The 18,895-nt window shown below is 53.4% G+C and carries 33 protein-coding genes; 15 read left to right on the top strand and 18 right to left on the bottom strand.

All coding sequences use genetic code 11. From position 1 onward, the window contains the following. Nucleotides 1-166: 166 nt before the first annotated feature. The 17 genes from A7P95_RS07270 to A7P95_RS11205 form a co-directional block, all read right to left on the bottom strand. A complete protein-coding gene (locus A7P95_RS07270) occupies nucleotides 167-718 on the bottom strand; it encodes a hypothetical protein (RefSeq protein WP_156503542.1) in 552 nt (183 codons plus the stop codon). A 46-nt stretch (nucleotides 719-764) separates the two neighbouring features. Next, nucleotides 765-1,775, bottom strand: a complete 1,011-nt coding sequence (locus A7P95_RS07275) for a hypothetical protein (RefSeq protein WP_067593330.1) — start codon at nucleotides 1,773-1,775, stop codon at nucleotides 765-767. After that, complete coding sequence (locus A7P95_RS07280; protein ID WP_067593333.1) at nucleotides 1,772-3,697, bottom strand: hypothetical protein; 1,926 nt, start codon at nucleotides 3,695-3,697, stop codon at nucleotides 1,772-1,774. The genes A7P95_RS07275 and A7P95_RS07280 overlap by 4 nt, the downstream gene beginning before the upstream one ends. 27 nt (nucleotides 3,698-3,724) lie before the next feature. Continuing rightward, nucleotides 3,725-5,161 (bottom strand): terminase family protein, encoded by a 1,437-nt coding sequence (locus A7P95_RS07285; RefSeq protein WP_067593337.1) that lies wholly within the window; start codon nucleotides 5,159-5,161, stop codon nucleotides 3,725-3,727. After that, a complete protein-coding gene (locus tag A7P95_RS07290) occupies nucleotides 5,154-5,624 on the bottom strand; it encodes a terminase small subunit (RefSeq protein WP_218916364.1) in 471 nt (156 codons plus the stop codon). The genes A7P95_RS07285 and A7P95_RS07290 overlap by 8 nt, the downstream gene beginning before the upstream one ends. Further along, on the bottom strand, nucleotides 5,597-5,893 hold the full coding sequence (locus A7P95_RS07295) for an HVO_A0114 family putative DNA-binding protein (protein WP_156503543.1): 297 nt from the start codon (nucleotides 5,891-5,893) through the stop codon (nucleotides 5,597-5,599). Before A7P95_RS07295 ends, A7P95_RS07290 begins: the two co-directional genes overlap by 28 nt. Continuing rightward, nucleotides 5,874-6,308 (bottom strand): recombination protein NinB, encoded by a 435-nt coding sequence (locus tag A7P95_RS07300; protein ID WP_067593346.1) that lies wholly within the window; start codon nucleotides 6,306-6,308, stop codon nucleotides 5,874-5,876. The genes A7P95_RS07295 and A7P95_RS07300 overlap by 20 nt, the downstream gene beginning before the upstream one ends. Nucleotides 6,309-6,490: 182 nt before the next feature. After that, nucleotides 6,491-7,051, bottom strand: coding sequence for a recombination protein NinG (locus A7P95_RS07310; RefSeq protein ID WP_067593349.1), 561 nt, complete (start codon nucleotides 7,049-7,051; stop codon nucleotides 6,491-6,493). After that, complete coding sequence (locus A7P95_RS11685; protein ID WP_156503544.1) at nucleotides 7,038-7,196, bottom strand: hypothetical protein; 159 nt, start codon at nucleotides 7,194-7,196, stop codon at nucleotides 7,038-7,040. Before A7P95_RS11685 ends, A7P95_RS07310 begins: the two co-directional genes overlap by 14 nt. 28 nt (nucleotides 7,197-7,224) lie before the next feature. Continuing rightward, entirely contained in the window at nucleotides 7,225-8,043 is an 819-nt protein-coding gene (locus tag A7P95_RS07315; protein ID WP_179945909.1) for an ATP-binding protein, read from the bottom strand. Next, nucleotides 8,040-8,888: a hypothetical protein gene (locus A7P95_RS07320; protein WP_067593352.1), complete on the bottom strand. Its 849-nt coding sequence runs from the start codon at nucleotides 8,886-8,888 to the stop codon at nucleotides 8,040-8,042. Before A7P95_RS07320 ends, A7P95_RS07315 begins: the two co-directional genes overlap by 4 nt. Before the next feature lie 89 nt (nucleotides 8,889-8,977). Further along, nucleotides 8,978-9,202, bottom strand: coding sequence for a helix-turn-helix domain-containing protein (locus A7P95_RS07325; RefSeq protein ID WP_064084454.1), 225 nt, complete (start codon nucleotides 9,200-9,202; stop codon nucleotides 8,978-8,980). 60 nt (nucleotides 9,203-9,262) lie between these two features. After that, entirely contained in the window at nucleotides 9,263-9,472 is a 210-nt protein-coding gene (locus A7P95_RS07330) for a hypothetical protein (RefSeq protein ID WP_067593355.1), read from the bottom strand. Between the two features lie 14 nt (nucleotides 9,473-9,486). After that, nucleotides 9,487-9,654, bottom strand: coding sequence for a hypothetical protein (locus A7P95_RS11955; protein ID WP_179945910.1), 168 nt, complete (start codon nucleotides 9,652-9,654; stop codon nucleotides 9,487-9,489). 164 nt (nucleotides 9,655-9,818) lie between these two features. Next, nucleotides 9,819-10,094 (bottom strand): hypothetical protein, encoded by a 276-nt coding sequence (locus A7P95_RS11690; protein ID WP_156503545.1) that lies wholly within the window; start codon nucleotides 10,092-10,094, stop codon nucleotides 9,819-9,821. Nucleotides 10,095-10,396: 302 nt separating this feature from the next. Further along, on the bottom strand, nucleotides 10,397-10,609 hold the full coding sequence (locus tag A7P95_RS07335) for a hypothetical protein (RefSeq protein WP_067593358.1): 213 nt from the start codon (nucleotides 10,607-10,609) through the stop codon (nucleotides 10,397-10,399). Between the two features lie 35 nt (nucleotides 10,610-10,644). Then, nucleotides 10,645-10,848 (bottom strand): Cro/CI family transcriptional regulator, encoded by a 204-nt coding sequence (locus A7P95_RS11205; RefSeq protein WP_082890770.1) that lies wholly within the window; start codon nucleotides 10,846-10,848, stop codon nucleotides 10,645-10,647. Nucleotides 10,849-10,945: 97 nt separating this feature from the next. Between A7P95_RS11205 and A7P95_RS07340 the strand changes: the two genes are divergently transcribed. The 8 genes from A7P95_RS07340 (at nucleotide 10,946) to A7P95_RS07375 (ending at nucleotide 15,221) form a co-directional block, all read left to right on the top strand. Further along, nucleotides 10,946-11,728, top strand: a complete 783-nt coding sequence (locus tag A7P95_RS07340) for a LexA family transcriptional regulator (protein WP_245636588.1) — start codon at nucleotides 10,946-10,948, stop codon at nucleotides 11,726-11,728. A gap of 16 nt (nucleotides 11,729-11,744) precedes the next feature. Next, nucleotides 11,745-12,329 carry a hypothetical protein gene (locus tag A7P95_RS07345; protein ID WP_067593361.1) on the top strand — a complete coding sequence of 195 codons (585 nt, stop codon included), beginning with the start codon at nucleotides 11,745-11,747 and terminating at the stop codon, nucleotides 12,327-12,329. Between the two features lie 18 nt (nucleotides 12,330-12,347). Further along, entirely contained in the window at nucleotides 12,348-12,602 is a 255-nt protein-coding gene (locus A7P95_RS07350) for a hypothetical protein (protein WP_067593364.1), read from the top strand. A gap of 50 nt (nucleotides 12,603-12,652) precedes the next feature. After that, nucleotides 12,653-13,090, top strand: a complete 438-nt coding sequence (locus A7P95_RS07355; RefSeq protein WP_067593367.1) for a hypothetical protein — start codon at nucleotides 12,653-12,655, stop codon at nucleotides 13,088-13,090. Continuing rightward, complete coding sequence (locus tag A7P95_RS12235) at nucleotides 13,074-13,547, top strand: helix-turn-helix domain-containing protein (RefSeq protein ID WP_245636589.1); 474 nt, start codon at nucleotides 13,074-13,076, stop codon at nucleotides 13,545-13,547. Before A7P95_RS07355 ends, A7P95_RS12235 begins: the two co-directional genes overlap by 17 nt. After that, entirely contained in the window at nucleotides 13,544-14,008 is a 465-nt protein-coding gene (locus tag A7P95_RS07365) for a hypothetical protein (RefSeq protein ID WP_067593373.1), read from the top strand. The genes A7P95_RS12235 and A7P95_RS07365 overlap by 4 nt, the downstream gene beginning before the upstream one ends. Nucleotides 14,009-14,653: 645 nt before the next feature. After that, the gene (locus A7P95_RS07370) at nucleotides 14,654-14,965 is read left to right on the top strand and encodes a hypothetical protein (protein WP_067593376.1); all 312 of its coding nucleotides are present in this window, start codon (nucleotides 14,654-14,656) and stop codon (nucleotides 14,963-14,965) included. Between the two features lie 13 nt (nucleotides 14,966-14,978). Further along, a complete protein-coding gene (locus tag A7P95_RS07375; protein WP_067593379.1) occupies nucleotides 14,979-15,221 on the top strand; it encodes a hypothetical protein in 243 nt (80 codons plus the stop codon). A 118-nt stretch (nucleotides 15,222-15,339) separates the two neighbouring features. Here A7P95_RS07375 and A7P95_RS07380 read toward each other — a convergent pair whose 3' ends face one another. Beyond that, nucleotides 15,340-15,996 (bottom strand): DUF4145 domain-containing protein, encoded by a 657-nt coding sequence (locus tag A7P95_RS07380; protein ID WP_082890771.1) that lies wholly within the window; start codon nucleotides 15,994-15,996, stop codon nucleotides 15,340-15,342. Here A7P95_RS07380 and A7P95_RS07385 point away from each other — a divergent pair. From A7P95_RS07385 to A7P95_RS07415, 7 genes are all read left to right on the top strand, one after another. Further along, a complete protein-coding gene (locus tag A7P95_RS07385; protein WP_067593386.1) occupies nucleotides 15,995-16,189 on the top strand; it encodes a hypothetical protein in 195 nt (64 codons plus the stop codon). The two genes, A7P95_RS07380 and A7P95_RS07385, sit on opposite strands and share 2 nt — an antisense overlap. Then, on the top strand, nucleotides 16,186-16,422 hold the full coding sequence (locus A7P95_RS07390; protein WP_067593389.1) for a hypothetical protein: 237 nt from the start codon (nucleotides 16,186-16,188) through the stop codon (nucleotides 16,420-16,422). Before A7P95_RS07385 ends, A7P95_RS07390 begins: the two co-directional genes overlap by 4 nt. After that, a complete protein-coding gene (locus A7P95_RS07395) occupies nucleotides 16,422-16,715 on the top strand; it encodes a hypothetical protein (protein WP_067593392.1) in 294 nt (97 codons plus the stop codon). The genes A7P95_RS07390 and A7P95_RS07395 overlap by 1 nt, the downstream gene beginning before the upstream one ends. A gap of 2 nt (nucleotides 16,716-16,717) precedes the next feature. Further along, complete coding sequence (locus A7P95_RS07400) at nucleotides 16,718-17,053, top strand: hypothetical protein (protein ID WP_067593396.1); 336 nt, start codon at nucleotides 16,718-16,720, stop codon at nucleotides 17,051-17,053. A gap of 259 nt (nucleotides 17,054-17,312) precedes the next feature. Further along, a complete protein-coding gene (locus A7P95_RS07405; protein WP_067593399.1) occupies nucleotides 17,313-17,903 on the top strand; it encodes a Sak single strand annealing protein in 591 nt (196 codons plus the stop codon). Continuing rightward, nucleotides 17,900-18,286 (top strand): single-stranded DNA-binding protein, encoded by a 387-nt coding sequence (locus A7P95_RS07410; RefSeq protein WP_067593402.1) that lies wholly within the window; start codon nucleotides 17,900-17,902, stop codon nucleotides 18,284-18,286. Before A7P95_RS07405 ends, A7P95_RS07410 begins: the two co-directional genes overlap by 4 nt. A gap of 53 nt (nucleotides 18,287-18,339) precedes the next feature. After that, the gene (locus A7P95_RS07415) at nucleotides 18,340-18,825 is read left to right on the top strand and encodes a siphovirus Gp157 family protein (protein WP_067593405.1); all 486 of its coding nucleotides are present in this window, start codon (nucleotides 18,340-18,342) and stop codon (nucleotides 18,823-18,825) included. Nucleotides 18,826-18,895 lie beyond the last annotated feature (70 nt).

Genomic DNA, 18,895 nt, shown 5'->3' on the forward strand with positions numbered 1-18,895 from the left:
CATTTTATTTGCTTTGGCCAAGGTATAGGGCCGACGACATTTCAAATATGGCGAATTCGCCATAATTAAAATTACACTGTCGCATGATGAAGTGAACTAGTTCCAAAATGGAACTAGTTCGAACCCAGCCCCGCGAACGCATCACGGGGCTTGGGCTACCTGAAAATCACGCGTTCAATTGGTGATAACGGGCTTTCTCTGCACTATCGCCATCCCAGGGGAAGTATTGGAAATACTCGTTGTTTGGCACGCTGATGCCCGCCTGTTCGGCCACGTTGCGCAGGAACATGATGCTGTCGGCGGCGTGGTCGTGCAGGGTGGCGGCTAGGCGGCGGTTCAGGCCGCGTATGGCTGCCCGGTGCTGGTAGATAAATTCGGCACAGTACAGGCTGTTGATTACAGCACCCTGCAAGTTGCGCAGTGGTTGGGGCTGCATATTTTCAGGTAGCCTGTCCAACACTTCGCCGTTCAGCCCGCTTTGTAACGTGAGCGAATGCACATAAGCCACCGCAGACGGCAGCAGAGGGGCGGCGATTTGGTCAATATGCGCCACGCCGAAGCGCTGATGCACCATGCGGTAGGCTGCCGAATAATCGATACCGCAGCGGGCGACCAGCAGCTTAACCGCATCCACCAGGCCACGCCGTTCGTCTATTGTGGTTTGGGTTTCCAGCTTGGGGCTACCTGAAACATCTTCCTGCGTATCCAGAAAGCCCAATAAAAAAGGCAGCCGAAGCTGCCAAGTTCCGTCCTAAGGTAAACCCTTACAAGCCGCCAAACATCGCATCTTCCAGCGTCTGCGGTTCGGCTCGTGCCGCTGCTGCTGCCGAAGCGCGCAACGGTTGCACGGCTTGGCGTACCGGTGCCATCGTCTGCTTGATGCCGTTATAGAATGCCTGAATGGCCGGCAGCCATTGTTCCGGCGGCAGGCTGCCCAACTGGGTTTGCGCGTATTCCACCAGCTTCGGCTCAATCTGCGGCCACATCACATCCGTTTTCGCCATCTGTGCCGAAAAGTCGTTAATGCCCTGCGCCGCCTGATTGCGTGAAGCCTGCCATTGCTGCTGTTGCAATAACTCCTGCTGTTGCCGCGCCTGCTGCTGTTTCAGCATCTCCTGTTGCTGTTGCTGCTGCCAGCGTGCCGCCGCCACCTGCCGCGCCATCTCCGCATCCAGCCCCATTTCCCCAATCTGCTGCTGCAAATCCGGATAGGCACTGAGCAAATCCGCCTGCAAGCTGCGCCCGCTCAAAGCCTCAAACTGCTGGATTTGGCGGCGCAAATAGGCTTCCACCGTGTCAAAATCCCCGGTCTTCACCGCCTTGGCATAATCAAACAGCTGCGCCACTTCCTCGCCGTTGTTGCAGCTCTCCTGCGCCAAACGCTGAAACTCCTGCACCGTCTCATCCATCTGCCGGTAGTAGTCGTCTTTGGCGCGGTATTCCTTCACTTGGTTTGCCAGCTCGCGGAAGCGGGTGCTGGCCTTCTCGCCCAGCCCTTCCGGCTCGGTCAAATCCGCATCCTGCTCCGGTGCGGCGGGCGGCTGTTCGGTTTCCGCCTTCGCTTCTGCCGGTTTCTCTGTTTCCGGCTGTGCCGCTTGATCCTGTTCCTCTTGCGCTTCAGCAGCCGGCTCTGCCGCCTGTTCCGGCTCGTCTGCCGCCTGCTCCGTGCCAAACATTGCCTCTTCCAAGCTCTGCGGCTCGGCTTGGGTCTCCGGCTGCTGCTGTTGTTCGGTTTGTGCTTCCTGCTCGGCTGCCATTTTCACTTCTTCGCTCATTGCATTACTCCGTTGGTCGGTTGTTGTGTTTCGTCATTCGGTAGCTGCTGCGGGTCGATTCCCGCTTGCGGCATCATCTGCCCCACCGCCTGCATGATTTGCTGGCGCATCATGTCCTGCGTCATATCCGGTATAAATTCGTCCAAGTCGATGCGCTCGTCAAAGCGGTTGAGCGTTTCCTCCAGCATCTTGCGCAAGGCCCCCGCCATGCCGTTCTGCCCCTGCATCTGCAATTGCGCCATCTGCCCGATGGTCTCGCGGCACACCGGCATCAGTTGCAGCCATTGGTCGCGCTCCTGGTATTTGTTCGGTTTGCTCATGCTGCCCGCCTTAATGTCCACCGCCAGATAGCGGAAAGCCACATCCGGCGTCAGGTTTTGCCAGTTGCCCTGCGCCCCCAGTATCTGCGCCACCTCGGCAGGCGAATAGCTCTGCACCAAAATCTCCAAGGCATAGCGTGCCATCTCGCGCATCAAATCTTCCATCGTGTCCTGCCGCTCGGAAATGCCGCTCTGCATGCCCATGCTCATGATTTCCGCCTCGGTGGCGGTCTTCGCTTTGTTGATGTAGCCGCGCGCCGCATCACCGCTGCGGGTCGTCATCTCCACATCACGGAACACCATGCTCGGGTCAAACAGCGCCTGATTGATTTCCGGCAGCGGGAATTGCTGAATGCTGTTGGCAATCGGCTGCGCCGGATTGATGCTGGCCGCCACCCAAGAGCCGGTTTCGTCATCACGCACCCTGTCCACCAAGCGTTGCGAATCCCCGGCAGACAAATCCCCCGCCTTCGGCACCACCCACACCGGCTTATTGTATTGGCGGCTGTTGCGCACCTGGCTGCGCAGGTGGCTGTATTCGTCCTGATAGTCAATCAGCGTCTGCACGTCCGAGAGCGGCCAAAAGCGCCCATCAACCGCGTTAAACGCTAAAAGGAAAAACGGATACCAGCGCTCGCCGGTCGGCTGCGGGCGGTAAGGCTCACGCGCCCATTCGCTTGCCCCACGCGCAAAGGTGTACACATGCTGGGTCGATTTATCCCACACCTCCCACACTTCCAAGAGCTGCTCCGCCTCGTCGATTTCTCCCGCACTGTTCTGCTTCAGGCTACCTGAAGATTCGCCCTTGTCCTTACCATACAGCCGCGCCCCCTGCGGCAGCTCCTTCTTGGCAAACCGCCGCTTGTATTCCCAGGCGGTCATCCACACCCGATGCCCCAAAGCCTGCGCGTTCAAGTAATCCCCCAGCTCGCGCACCCCGTCATCCAGCACGAACATATTCTCGCTGGCAATCCTGTCCAGCACCAAGCCTTTCTGCACATACAGCTCGGTTTCGCCGCGCAAGGCCGCTTCCACATGCTCGGTCTGCATCGCCAGTTCCTGCTGTACCGCCTCCTTGTCCGCGCCCGCCTCGTCCAAAGCCAGCTTTAAGGCATCCAATTGCGCCACGTTGTCCTGCGCATCCGGCAGGCGGTTGTGCTGCAAAGGGTCTTCGCGGTAGTTGTCCTGCAAAATCAGCTTCAGCCAGCCCGTGCCCGTGGTCAGCGTGGAGAGCAGGCAGGATTTCATGCGCCGTTTCAAATCCGTGTTCAACACCAGCTCGTGCTGCAATAATTCCTCCGCCGTCTGCGCAAAGCCCAACCACGGCGACACTTCCCCTTCTTTCGCCACCGCCGCTTTGCCCGGGCGGATTTCAATTTCCGGGTTTTTCGCATAAAGTGCCGGAATTAGCGCCGAAAGCGTGCTGAAAATCAAATACGGGTTTACCTTGCGCTCCGTATTCTTTTTCGCCAAATCCACCGCATCGCGGCACACGCCAAACAGCTTGTGCTGCTTCTCCGCATTTTTCAGCGCCCGCGCCACGCGGTTATCCCACTTTTTCAGCAGCGCATTGCCGCCGTTCGTTCCACTTGCCGAATCCATAAGCCCTCCAGTAAATACCCCGTATTATCAGCCAGTTTTAATCGGTTGCATCCAGCGCAGCCACTCCGGCCGCTCATGCCGTTGCTCCTTCGGCGGTGGCGAGAGCACCCGCGTCATGCACAAATAGCGCAGCGTATCCGGCGCATGGTCTTCCATATCGCTGTCCACGTCCTCCGGATTGTGCTTGTCATGCTGCAAGGCCGGCAGCGTGCGGATTAAGTCGCGGCAGGTGTCGAAGAAATACAGGAGCGGCTCGCCCTCGCTGGCCGCCGTGCCCTGTAAACGCAAATGCACCTGCTGCCAGCCCGCCACCCGCTTATTGTCCGCCGGCCAAAACTGCACCCCCGCCTTCTGCATCGTCTCCGCTTGCGATTCCCCGCCGTTGCTGGCAAATATCGCCGGGTCAGCCACCATCTGCGCAAAACGCTCATCGCGGCTCATCCGCTTAATCCCCGACGCAATCTCCCCAGCCGGTAAGCGCAAGCCCACATTCGGCTCACCGGTCGAGCCATACCATTCCCGATACACCACAATCGCATTCTTCGGCAGCAGTTTGCCGCTGTCAGGCAGCCTGAACGTCCCGTCCGACACCGCGCCCCACAACACACAGAACGGCTTAGCATAGCCCCAGTCGTGCGCCATGATGCGCGGCCAATGCACCGGCAGCGAGAACGGTTTCAGCACATGGCGCTCGCGGGCAAACTCCGCGAAATACGCCCCGTCCACAATATCCCAATCCCCGTTCTTCATCGCCGCCACCAGCGAAGGCGAGCCCAAGCCCGCCAAACGGCTTTCATATTGCGGGTCGTTTTCCAGCAGGGTCGGGTTATCCGAAAGCCGCGCCGGAATATATTGCCGCAGCATGCCCCCTTCCGCTTCCGGCGTGCGCCGGATTTCCATCGGCGGCGCATAATCCACAAACATCGCCTTCACCCAAGCATGCCCGATATTGCCCGGATTGCTGCCGCACAAAATCAAAGGCAGCTTGTGCCGGTATTCCTGCGGCACTTTCAGCCCGCCCAAGCGCACACGCCCGCGCAGAAAGCGGTAAATGCTCTCCGTGAATAAGGTCAGCTCGTCCATCAGCAGCACATGGATTTCCGCCCCCTGATACTTGTACATATCCTTCTCATGCTGGCAATGGCACAGATAAATCTTCGCCCCGTTCCAAAACTCAAAAATCCCCTTGCTGTCGTTAAACTTCACATGCCCCGACTGCATCAGCGGCGAGAGCATAGCCCGCAACCCGCTCACCCCTTCCAGGTGGTTTTTGCGCAAATCGTCCGACACCCGCCGGAACAAATACACCTGCAAGCCCGCCACCGCCATACACAGCAGCAGCCCCACCACACGCATCAAATGGCTCTTGCCGCCGCCCGCCGCCCCGCCATACAGAATCTCCGTGGCCTGGCTCAAAAACGCATCCGACTGCCGCTTATGCAGCTTTAAACGCAACTCACTCACGGCTCAGCTCCACCACAATCTTCGGCGGCGTCGGCGTTACATCCTCCACCTTGTCCACAAACATACCCAAATGCTTGCCCAACAAGTCCAAGGCTTTGCCCGCGCCGGTCGGTTCCAGCGCATATACTTCCACCTCCCGCGCCGTTACTTCGCCCAGCTGCGCATTCTTCACAACTTCCGTTATCCGCACCGGCTTCCTACCCATGCAAATATCCCGCAGCTCGCGCAAATCCCGGACTACCTCATCTTGGGTCAATTCCACCCGCTCCGAACGTTTGTTTCGCGCCGCTTCAATCGCCTGCTGAATGACAAGTTTTGACAAGTTCTGCGCCCCAATCTGCCGCGCCGTTTGTTCGCTATACCCCGCCCGAATCGCCGCCTGCGTGGCGTTTAAGTCCACCAGATACTCTTCAACAAACCTCTCCTGTTTCGGCGTCATCTTTTCACCCACCTTTTCATCCAAGGGTCAGCGTCCATGCGCATAATCGGCAGCCAGTAATAGCGCACCGGCGTCGAGCGAACGCACCAATAACGTAATTTCTGCACCCGCATCTCCCGCACATCCGCATACACCACCATGCCTGCATCCGATAGCGCCGTCATCGAGCGCATCACCGACTTCTCATTGCGCCCCACCCGTCGCGCCAGCTCCTGCGCACATTGCTTGCCGTGCATCTGTAAGCAATGCAGCAGCTCATCCCGCAACAACAACTCACGCCCACGCGCCATCATCTGCCTCCCTTCCAAACACCACCTCATTACCAGCCGCCCAAGCCTGAATGTACTCAATCAAACTCGCCAGCCTGCGTACTCCCATCCGCGCCGTACTCTCCCGCAGATTGATGACTTCGCCTTCTAAGCCAATCGCCATTTCAGCCGTGCCGCCCGTAGCAATCCGATGCCCAGAAACAAATATCATCTTCCATTGCTCGATTGAGAGTTTTTGGCCGTTAAAGGTTTTCTGTTTCGCAATATCCCCCAGCATCGCATGCAGCTTCGCGTTCTGTTCGTCCGTGCGGGTTTTCTCCCGTACCTCCACGACTGCTTTGTCATGCACCTGAAGCAGCGCTCCCGCCACCTCATACGCCAGCCGCATCACATCCCGCCGGTTATCCCGCGTGATGAAGCGCTTAAACTTTTGGCTCATTCGATCCTCAACTTTTCCAAAACAGTATGAGGACGAAAATAGAACCTAAGACTGCCAGCAACCCGATAAATGGATGGAAGCATTCCCAATATGTGAGGTTGGTCTTGCCGAACCAGCGGAATACGCACATGGTCAGAGAGTACAACAGGGCATAGATAATAAAGACTTTCAAATCCAACAATTTAATCACGTTCCATCTCCTTAGCTAATTGCTTATATTTTGAAGTTAATTCGCGCAGCTCTTCCTTCATCCAGCGGCGCGTTTCATGGTCGGCATCCAACTCCTCCACCCGCGCCAGCCCGATACGCTCTATCAAGCCCTGCCGGTAGCCACGGATATTGCCGCTCTCGTACAGATTGCAGCGCACACAACCGCCATGCACATTGTCCTCATCAAAGCGCAGCTTGTTGCTTCTGCCCGCCGGCACATAGTGGCAGGCTTGGAAATTATCCTTCCACGGCGCACCACAGCTAATGCAAGGCTTGCCCCTATCCCGCAATCGAATGTAACGGTTGAACGCCTGCTGCGCCTTCTTGGTCAGTTCCGGGATGGTTTCCAGCCTATGCCGCAGCGCCGCCGTCTTTGCCCGCTCCTTGCGCTTGGATTCACGCTCCGACTTGATGGCCGCCTTGCGCTTCTGTTCGCGCTGATATTCAATCCCGCAAGCTGGGGAGCAGACAAACTGCAGCGGCCTTTGCTTCTCAAACACCGTGCCGCATACTTTGCATTTACGCTTGGCCATGTTTTACTCTCTCCAAAATCTCTTCACGGGTCGGCGCACCGGACAGCGCGGTCAGTTGGTGCAGCATCTTCTCTTGCAGCTTCCTACTTGGTCGGCAGCGGCGGATTTGTTCGGCACAGCAGGCCGGGCAGCGGAAATTCAGCACGGCTCTGGTTGGTGGGCAGCAGGGGCAGTTATCCACGGCTGCTCTCCCAGTCGAATATCAGCACTTCCCCGCCGTCCTCTTTCACGCGGTCGGCGATGCGGTCGCCTACGGCGGCTTTGAAGCCTTCGGGGGAAAGGTTGGAAATCAGGATAGTGGGTTTCATGTTCTGATAGCGCTCGTTGAACACGTCGAACAGGGCGCGGCTCTCTGCCTCCGTGCCGCTCTGTACGCCCACTTCGTCGATAATCAGCAGGTCGTAGCCGCCGAAGGCCGCAATAACCTCGCTCTCGTTCACGTCGCTGTCGTAGCTCTTGGATTCACGCACGATGCGGTTGATTTCGGCCACGCTGGTAAAACGGGCAAAACCGTTGCAGTTGCGGATAACATAGCGGGCAACGGCGCAGGCGAGATGAGTTTTACCTGTGCCAGCATTACCCAACAGTGCCAGGCAGCGGCCGGAGTGGCCGGTTTGAAACTCGGTGGCGTAGACTTTGAAACGCTCCACGATGTAGCGCTGCTTGTCGTTTCCCACGCGGTAACCGCCGATGGTTTTTTCGCGGAAACGCTTCGGAATGCCTGAGTCGCCAATGCGCTGCTCAATACGCCGCAGTTCGCTTTGCCGGTCGGCTTCCGCCCGTTCGGCTGCCTCGCGTTCGCGGCGGGCGGCTTCGGCTTCTTTGGCGCATTCAGGGCAGCCACGGGTAAAGCGGGTGTACACCTCCTCCGTGTACTCGATGCCGTGTTTGGCGCAGGTTTTTTTGCTGGTGCTGACAGGCGTGAACAGGTCGGGTAGGGCTTGGTGCAGAAAATTGCCGATGCTTTGGGGTTCGGTAGCGGTATCCATCATAAAATATCCTTGGCTAGGTGGGCGCCGCCGTTGGTGTGCTGCGGCACGGTATTGATGCGGTTGGGCTTGGGTTGGGCGGGATGATTGCCACGGTCGGAATGCAGCCATTCGGCGCGGAAGCCACGCCAGCCGCGCTCACAGCAAATCGTCAATGCCTGCTCCAACGACAAGCCCGCGTTGTTGGCTTCACGCTCAATGCCCTTCAGCGCGGTTTGGGTAATCGGCGCACGGTGGGATTTGCGCAGGGCGATGTAGTCTTGGGCAAGCTGGCCGTCTATGCCGTGTTCCCCCAGTACCCGGTAGGCTTCCAGTTCGATGCTGGCGGCAGGCGGTTTGCGTTTTTTGGGTTTGTCAGGTTTAGTTTCGGGTTTGGCAGACACAGGCGCATCTGCGGCAGCGGATGCGTGTGTATTTTGTTTATCTAATCCGGATTTGTTACTCAAATCTTCAGTATTTATTAATACGGCGGGATTTTCCCTTAGTGGGATTTCCCCATTGTGGGAATTTCCCACTGTGGGATTTTCCCTTAGTGGGATTTCCCCACTGTGGCTCTGCGGAGAATCAAAAACGATATAGTCCACACCGCCTTCTGCTTTGCGCTTCATTTGCACAAAACCTTTGGCTTTGAGTTCGTCCAGCATCTTCAACACGGCATCCCGCTTGCTCTGTTTCTCCGTCCCCTCTGTCGTCCCAATCAGCTGATTGACGGACACCTGCCAGTTGTCCGGTTTGGACAGCAGATAGCCGAGCAGCCCCATTGCGGCGAAAGAAAGCTGGTGGTCGGCAAACACGCGGTTGTCGATGACGGTGTAGTTCGTCTGCCGGTTACTGCGGATGATTGCCATGATTTCTATCCTTTACTGCCGCCATCATGCGGCGCTCGCAAAACTCACTCACTCCTAAAGCCAGGGAGAATGCCCAGTTCCAAAAACGCTCACGCATGGCTTGCCTCCAATAGTCGGTAGCTGGCGTATTTCTTGCCCGTTCTTTGGTCATGCACCATCTCGCGGTGGATAACGTGTCCGGCCTGCGATAAGTCATAAATCCGCGCACCCAAGCGCATACAGCCGAACAGGTTTAGTGCTTCCAGCGGTGTGATGCTGTTGCCTTGGCGCATGTATTCCAAAATCTGATTGCTTTGTGTCGTTTTATTTGCCATAATTAAGCCTCCTTTATATTTTGTTAATATCCTTTGCCCGCATTCCCATGCGGGCTTTCTTTATTCGCCCCACCACTTCCGGAGACGCCGGAACCAAGCCATCTTGACCGGCACATAAATCCGTTGCATGATTTGCCCGTCATAATGCGCATTGGCCGCAGCCCCCAGTTTCTCCCTAGCCTCTTCCGGGCTGTCCGCCCAAATACTCAATGACCACGTCCTGCCTTTGAAACGGTAGGAGAACGTGTATTCGTTTTTCGCATAATCCATAGGAGTTCCTTTAGCTAACCTTCCCGCTTGGCAAACCGCACCAAGTCCAGAAAATCCCCGCACATTTCCAACGCGTGGCCTAACTCGTCCTCGAATCCGTAACGTTTGAAATAGGCTATAATTTCCGCCTCGCTCATTCGTTCGAAAGGTGCCGGGAATGCACCATCAATTTGTTTCGTCATCAACCCTGCTCCTCTTGATAATTAAGCATCAGACCAAATATTTACGTTGCTGCAATATTGCAGTTTTGATGGAGAAAACCTAATGGCAAAGAATGAAAAGTCTTCCCCCAAAACAGCCAGCCTGGCCGGCAAGGTACTAAGCCAGAAATCAGCCACCAAAGCGGCTAAGAGCTTGGCCGGCTCGGTACTGACACAGGCGCCGGACAAGAAGAAATCGAAATAATTTGCCGCTTTGGCAGGGTAATTACGCCGGCAAACTGTTTGTTTTCCCTGTTCTGGCCGGCTATATGCGGAGCAAGTGTTAATGCTTGCTCCGTTTCTGCAATCACAAAACCAACCGAATGCACGATGCTGGTTTCCACCTCAACGTCATCTGCCGTCTCCCATCCGGCCGGGCAGCCGAACGCATCCTCCCAAACCACAAATTTGATTTCTCCCATCTTCTTTCCCTTCTACCCGTGCTACAAAGTGTTCTGATTGCCCGTCTGTCCGGGCTGCCAAGCGTCTTTCCGCTTTGTCTGCCGTGGTAAAATGGCTGTTCCCCAACAACCAACCACGAAAGGTAAAATCATGGCTCGCCTTACTCATTTGGAATCTCTCCAACTCGCCGCTACTTTGCTGTCTGGCAGAGAAGCTCATGAAACGCTAGATAAACAGGTTGAATATCTGTTCAACGTAGCCGAAAAAATTCTAGAAGAAGACGGCAGGCGCAATCCGCCAGGATCTGTCGGGATTAGGACGTTCAATCTATAGTCGGCAGTGCATTAATCCGGCGCAGCTCGTTCTCAAGCTCTTTAACGGTTGCGCCGAGGCAACCGGGGCAAGTGTCCATTCCCCGAGCAAGCTGCCTAGCCACAAATTTCAGATCCTCTTTATCGCCTTTGGATAATCCGGCAGCATCTTGGATATCCGCTTTCACTTTCAACACAACTTCAAGTTCCAGTTTTTCTTTCATCTTCTTTCCTTTCTCAAAAATATTTGCGCCCCTATTCAGCCAACTTCCCGCCGTTCATGGCGAGCCACAGGGAATGCCCGGATTTCTTCGGCAAACAATTTGCCGTTTTTGTGATACACAAAAATATTTCTTCCGGAGCTAATCGCTTTGCTAACAGCACCTTGGGAGATTTTTAAATCTTTGGCTGTGCGGTACTGTCCGTTTTTTCTCGCATATTCAAGCAACGGGACTTTTTCCATAAAACACTCCAGTTCAAAATCATAGCTAAATATAACCGCAGGTTATTGTAATGTCAATACCTGCGGTTGTTTGATTTTGATTACTGATGGTAATAACATGCTCCAAAAACAAGGAGGCAATATGGCTGTAAAGAAACGCGTGCTAACGCAAGAAGAGCAGTTTGAATGTGCTGAATTAAAAAGTATTTTTCAGAAAAAAAAGGGAGAGCTGGGGTTATCGCAGGCAGCAGTAGCCGATGCGCTCGGCATTTCACAAAGCGCGGTCAATCACTATCTGAATGGCAAAAATGCACTCAATGCCTCCGCTGCCAGCAGGTTTGCCCAGTTATTGCAAGTCCCAGTTTCTGACTTCAGCCACCGCTTAGCTAAAGAAATCAATATGATGTCTATTGGTATTGATGTAGAGAAGCTGAAAGCGATGGGCGAGGATGTGTTGGCAGAAACCACCACCCTGCAATTGATAGATGTTGCCGGTTCTTGCGGGCAAGGGGTAGTCAATCCTGAATACCCATCTCTGCTCCGCTCTATTGAAATTCCCGATGCCGCCCTGTTGCAACTATTGGGAACAACCAACCTGAATAACGTGGAACTGGTTTCTCCGGATGGCGATAGCATGGAGCCAACCATCCCGCGCAAAAGTATCATTTTGGCAAAAACCAATACCAGCGTATTCGACGGTAGCGGTATTTACTTCTTTACCTTGGACGGGTACAGCTATATCAAAAGACTGGCACGCGGCAAACACGGCGTGATTAAAGCCACTTCCGACAACCCCGCCTATTCAGGAACAAACTTTGAGATTTCCCCGGAAGAATTCGACCAGCTCACCATCCATGCCAAGCTTTGGAAAGTGCTGCCGCTGGAGTTTTTGGATATTTAGAACAGAGAGTTAAACAATGAGCAACCCTGAATCGAACGGGCAAAAAAACCTTATATATGCTGCTTGTGCCATTATCGTAATATTGTTGTCGGTTATCCTTTTCTTGGTTGGCAATAACCGACAGCCGACCAACACCATCAAACCAACCGCCGAAACCCACCTACCTGCTACTTCCTCATCGGAAGCGGCTCAAAACGGCCAATCAAATTCCGAGCAGGTTAGGCAGTTTATGAATGATTTAAAGACACAGGATGCGCAAGCCGTTTTTGCCTACTTACAGCAACACAAAGAATTAGAGGCTACTTGGACGACAGCAAGCAAAGAAACTGTTACAGCATCTGCATTTAAATATCCTCAGATTCCAAACGGATTTGTTATTGAGACCAACTTTCACGCCATAACCGGAAACGGAGAGGATGCTGTTTATGATGTATTGATGGCAGATGAAAACGCAGATGGCGTGCTTGACCGAATCATCTACACAAATATGCAGAATCGTAGTGATGAGCATGTTTATCACAATCCGACTGATGAGGCCTCCGTTATGCTATGGGAAGTGTCATTGAGAGAATTAGCCAGGGCATCCCGTTTACCCCATTAATCTAAAAGAGATACCACCATGAAAACTATCTACCTAGCCCAAGCCTTTGCGTTCGAAGTCAAAAAAGGCAAGGCCACCAAGAAACTGCTCAACGAGCAGCCGATACAGTACGCCTCAGCAGACCAGGCTATCAGCCGGGCAAGGAGGATGGCCGAAACCAAGGCCGGGGCGATAGCGATAGCCCAGCAGTATGACGAGGCGACGGGGGAAGCCGGAGATTACGAGGTGCTGTGGCAGGGTGGGACGTTGCCGCAGGGGCTGGTTGAGGATTAGTGCTTCAGTAAGGTAAATGTAATTGCACTATATAACTAAAAAGATATAATATGCCGCTAATACTTTTTATCCATGACCATGCAGAGCAGGATTTAAACCGCCTGTCCCAGCATGATGAAGATGGCGTTGCCTATCTTGACCATGTGATTGCATTGATAGAAGAAGAGCCTGATTTATTTGACAATCTGGCAGATGAAAAGTTTTATCGAGACTACGACCCGCCCATTGGCTTGCTGGGGATAACAGTAAAAAGAATAGGGGTATTATGGGAGCAGCAGATAAGGGTTATGCGCATCCGGCTGGATGATGAGACCGTGATACCTTACAGAATCCTCTATTGTGTGCGGCATGAGCGACAACCGAACGGCGCTTTAAGTAGGCACCTGCATATTTTAGCGGTTGCCCACAAATCTCTTGATTGTTTTGACTATCAGCCGAATCATAAGTTGATGTGCAGGGTAAGGAATGATTATGCAAACATCTATTAAATTATGGTATCAATGCGGCGTGTTAATCGTCGCTGCAGTAGCTGCACCGATGGCGGAGGCTACGCCTAGGGCATCCTCTGCCATGCCAACCGCCTGCTATATCAATGGCCGCCCCGTCTCTGCCTGTGTGTCAGCTGGCAGGTATTTGAACCGCGTTCGTAGCAACCCGCGTAGAAAAGCAGCAATGGATAGGGTGGCCGGCAGAATAGCCGACCGTTTAGCGCAGGATATAGGCGGCGAAACCATTGTCAGCCTCCGCTTGAGAAAAGGGTTCACTCAAAGCGAGCTGGCAAAGGCAGCCGGGGTTCAGCAATCCTATCTTTCACGCATTGAGCATAACCAATATTCTCTGCATACTGACACCCTGTCTAAATTGGCTGCTGTTTTGGAAGTGAGCGTGGACGAAGTCAGAAATGCCTTTAACCGCCAATGGGAATACTTGGAGAAAAAAGCATGACCACTGCCACCTTAGCCGTCCAATACTGCGACGAAATCATCCGCCATGCCGGTGAATTGAAATATTCCCTCATCGGCGTGCGTCCCGGTTTTTACCTTATTCCAGAGAAAACGGCTGTTATCCCGCAGTTGTGCCTCTGCATCACTTATCACATCCCAATAACTTGCCAAGGTTTTGTGCCGGGAGCCCGGATTCATATTGATATTCTGCGCAATAAAACAGAGGTAACGTGGACATTGGATATGGTTCCTGAAGCTTCTGAGAATACAGAGGGGCACGATTCTTTGAATGGGGTTTTAATGCAAACCATGCTAAATTTCCCTGTGTCTAATCAAGACCTTATTCATGCAAGATTAAGAGTTGGCGATAATGTTCTCATTGAGAGCAATCAGCCTCTTAAAATAATGGATATGCAAAGTTTCGCAGACGAATCCCCTACTTTAAAACCTACCAGCTTCTAACATTCCACCAGCCCGCCCCGCGCGGGCTTTTCTTTTGCCCGTCAACCCACATCCAACTGTAAACCCGTAGCTGACTGTTGCCGCGCCGAAGAGTGCGGCTTTTTTGTTGCCGGAAATCTTGAGTTTTGCCGACTTTCGACGAGTTTGTCTTAATTTTTTTATTTTATTAATCAGATAGATGTAAAAAATAACCGCTAATTATATTACTTGCGGTATTGACTAATAATATAACCGCTAGTAATATACACCCCAACGAAGCACGAAACAGACACCGGCGACCCCGCATAAGTCCTTCAAACGGCGGCGGGGAAACAGGGGGAGAGCCGGAAGGCAGCAGTATCCAGCCATCCGCCCCTTATAAGCCGATAGCGAAATAGAACGCTTCACGATCTTTTATCAAGGCGAATTTTTAACAGAGCCTCTTCATAGAGGAGGCTTGATTAAAAGTTTGTAGATTACCTAGTGCGCCGCCTTGAGTTCCCATGCCGAGGGGAACCTTGCAGCAATTCGCGTGTTCATGCGCTCGAGTAAGCATGCACACCTTTGCGGGGCGCAGCCCATACCGCAGCGCGCAAAAAAGGCTGTCCTGATAAAACGCAGTACAGGGTGGCGCACTAGGTAATTTGATCGAAAGAGAGAGCAATCATGTACACCATCCAGCCAGACTATGACGGCATGTTAGCCGACTACTTGGACGAAATCAGCGCGGCAGATTACGAAGAGAGCAGGCAGGCAGCCGAAACCCTGCGGCTGGAGAAAGAATACCGCAGCGAAATCATCCGCGAATGGGCAGAGGTATCCATAGCGGACGGCGAAGAGAACTACGACATCAACGACCAAGCCACATGGGCAGACCATATCGACTGGTTTTTACTTGAGCGCAACGAAGAGCGCCTGCCGCTGGATATTCCCATGCCCACATGGGAAGAGTGCGTAGCCGCCATTGCCGCCAACTAACACGGAGCAAACCATGCAAATCAACATTGACGGGAATTACAGCCGCGCCGCCGAAGTGCTACAGCGCGGCATGAACCTTATCCAAGGCACAACGCTGGATGAAATCCTAGACGAGCTAAGCCAAGAGGTGCAGGCCGCCATCATCAAGCACATGATGGACAAAGCCGACAGCATCATCCGTGAGGAAGAGGAAGAGCGTGAAGAAGAACGGCGCGAGCGTGACCAACAGTTCACGGGATTAGCCGCCAACCAATAGCCACAGATGGCGACAGACCCCCAGCCGGCGGTGGGGCAAAACACCGGCAGCAGGCGGCGGCTGAACTCCTTGTAAGGGTAATCCCCCTCTAACTACCGCGCGCCTGCATCTTTAATACTCAGGTAGCATCTGGCACTTCGGCCGGAATCATCCCTGGAAGTGTAAACAGATACATGATGAGCATCTTGGTAAACAGCCGCAGCTGCACCAAATCTTGCGGTGTGAAATCAAGCAGGGAATGGGAAGCATCATTACCGAGCTGGCGGATATGGTGGGCAAAATCGCCCATCTCCACAGTTAGTACCCCATCTTTTACTAGGCGGTTAATCCGCCAGTTTAGGTTTTTATCCTTGCTCTCTGTATCTTTTAAAGACAACGCTGCTTCCACCGCTGAGCGGTAGGCATTCCCTGCCGAACGGGCGAAGTCGTCGCCCAGCAGAAACAGTTTTTCTGCCTCAAGCAGGGAAGGCAGCACCTCCGGCGGCGTGTGGTCTGGAATATCCGGTTTAGGCGGTTCGGGCAACCATTCCAACCCATAGCCTAAGTCGTCAAGCTGACGAACGTTTGCTGCTGCATTTTGTGCCAATATTATTGCCACGCTTGGCTCAAGCTCGCTATGACCAACAACCCCGCCGCCGCAATGATTGCAAACCACCAACGACACAATTCGCGTCAAACCGTTATATGCAATTTTTTGAGTAAGGCGGACGTAACACAATGTAAACGCCACATCCTTCTTTTTGCAATACGGACAATCCAAAGGAATTTGTAACATGAATACCCCCAATCAAGATTTAACCCGGGAGACCAGATTTTTAAACAGCATCATGAATCTGCCAAACCGAGAAGCCATACTGATACAGCATTATAAAGGTTTGGGTGAACAAGAGCGCACCAAACTGTTTATTGCCTTAGTCGGTAAATACAGCATTCTGACACAACTCCAACCCACAGGAGCTACAAAATGAAAACCCACATCTCCGCTTGGATAGCGGCTATTTTTATCGGCGCGGCCTTTGTCGCCATGCCCACCCTAGACAGCCAAGACGAATACCTGCAGGCCGAAGAGACCGCAGCCGAGCGGGTAGCCAAGCTAGACCGCCAAGCCTCACAAGAGGCCGCCGAACTGGCGCGGCAATATCAAGAGATGGACGACGTGCAGATTATGCGAGGTGTTGTCTATGAACCGGAGGGAAGGTAATGCACATTATCCAACGCAACGACCACAAGCGCGGCATTGCTACCGTCTGCGGAGAGATACGCCACATCAATTCATCGGTAGCACTCAAAAACCCGCACCCTTCGCAAGCGGGCGAATACAACAAACAGCGCAGCGTAACTGTATTTATGGAGCACCAATTTCCAATTGACGACACTGCTGCCATCGAAGCGCACAAACAAAAACTGCGCCAACTGGACGAGCAAATCCGTACCAACCCGCACCAGAACTACCCCGCCGCCATCAAGCGGACAGGGAACAAACGGAAAGATTAGAAATGAGCAAAAGCCAAGAGTTAATTACAAAGCAACACCCCGTCAGCGCTGTGGATATTCTGGGCATGGTTGCCGGTCTTTCCGCTGCCGCCATGCACATTTACACCGTTGACCCGACCGGGAAACTTAGCCAAATGTTTGCCACCAAAGCCATCCCGCCCCTCCGGCAAATCATCCTGCCGATTGCAGAGGAAGCAAACCAACTAGCCGCAGCAGACGATGCCGCAGCAGACGACTTTGTAGCTGTTGTTACAGCAGCCATTTTGCTGCTAGACAAAGCCAACAAAAAAGCAATCGAGCTTGGCTTGTCCGAAGCAGTCCCCCCGACTATCCAATAACCCCCGGAGTAAATCATGTATCACGTAATCGGAACCTGTAGCCAATGCGGCGGCAAAGTAGTTATCCATGATGTATGGGGGGGCGTCATCCCGCCAACCCCAACTTGCCAGCGTTGTCATGCCACTTTGGATCAACCAGTTATCACTACGACCCCAGCCAAACCACCTGAACGCCATTTATTCCAGGAGTAAATCATGTGCGACCAGCTGATGTATTACACGCAGGTTTTGCAGCAACTACACCAACAGGAGTATGAAAATGAAAAAAGAATTCCCCGCCCAAGTATGGAAAACATTAGCCGCAGTCAATGTGAACGAGCAGACCGAAAAGAAACAGAACCTAACCTATCTATCATGGGCATGGGCATGGCAAGTGCTGATGGAATACTACCCGCAAAGCAGCTATGAAATCCACCCGGAAAAAACCTTTGCTGATGGCAGCGTAGAAGTCAGTGTAAGCGTAACCGTATCTGATGGCGAAAACAGCCTAACCCGCTACATGTGGCTGCCCGTTATCGACCACAAAAACAACGCAGTCAAACACCCTGATGCCTTCATCATCAATAAAAACAAAATGCGCTGCTTGGTTAAGTGCATCGCCATGTTTGGCCTTGGCTTATACATCTACGCAGGCGAGGATTTGCCGGAAGCAGAAAAGCCGGTGGTGCCGCACCAAGGCATAAATATTGAAGAGACCACCCGCGCCCTGCGGCAGGCAGCTAACCTAGACAACCTAAAAGCCATCTTCGGCCATGCTTGGACAGCCGCCACCAAAGAGCAGCAGCCCATCATCAAAGACATTTACGACCACCGCAAAGCAGATTTTGAAGCAGAACAGGAGGCAGCATGAGCGCCATTGCAGTAGCAGGCCGTTTCACAAAAGACGGCGGAATCCGTACCACCAAAAACGGGCATCACATCCTATCATTCGGCATCGCCGAAAACGTCTATATGAACGGCGAAGAGCAGGCGCAGTTTTTCAACTGCCAACTATTCGGCAATCGCGCCGAGAAGCTTGCCCCTTATATCAGGAAGGGCGGGGCGGCTACCGTATTTGGCAGCCTGCAAATCCGCAAATACACCGACCGCCAAGGCATCGAGCGGCAAAGCGTAGAAATCATAGTCGGCGATATTACCCTGCAAGGCAGCAGCACCGACCGGCAGCAGGCGCAGCCAAGGCAGCAGCCGCCAGCACCACAGCAGAGCGATATAGATGACGATGTGCCTTTTTAAATAGCAGAAGCACAGCCCTGTTTGTAAGCAGGGCTTTTTCTTTGGAGAACCCCATGCAAGTAACCCTTTACCAATGCGCTGATGACATCCGCGCCGTTCTCGATGCCCACTTTGACAATGAGACCGAAGCCGCCGACACGCTCGAAGCCGTTATCGGCCAGTTTGAAGTTAAAGCCCAAGCCGTAACAGCTTACTGGCTGAACCAAGAAGCCCAAATCGGCATGCTCGACCAGCACATCAAATCCATGCAGGAGAAAAAGAAAGCCCTGCAAAACCGACAGGGCAGGCTGAAAGAATACTTGGCTTTCAATATGCGGCGCACCGGCATCCGCGAAATCAAAGCTGACGATGGCACGTTTACCGCCAAGTTCCAAAAGAACCCGCCCGCCGTTACCGTCTATGACGAAAAGCAGATACCGGAAGAATATTGGGTGGTGAAGAAGGAAATCAGCAAGAGCGCCCTCAAAGAAGCCATCAAAGGAGGCAAAGAAATCCCCGGCGTCAAACTCGAGAGCAGCGAAAGCCTGCGCATTAAATAACCAAGGAGTAAACCATGACCCAAGTATTTACCCAAATCCGCGACTGGGCAGAAGCCCGCAACCTTATCGA

It is taken from the genome of Eikenella longinqua (assembly GCF_001648355.1).
GTDB classification, from domain to species: domain Bacteria; phylum Pseudomonadota; class Gammaproteobacteria; order Burkholderiales; family Neisseriaceae; genus Eikenella; species Eikenella longinqua.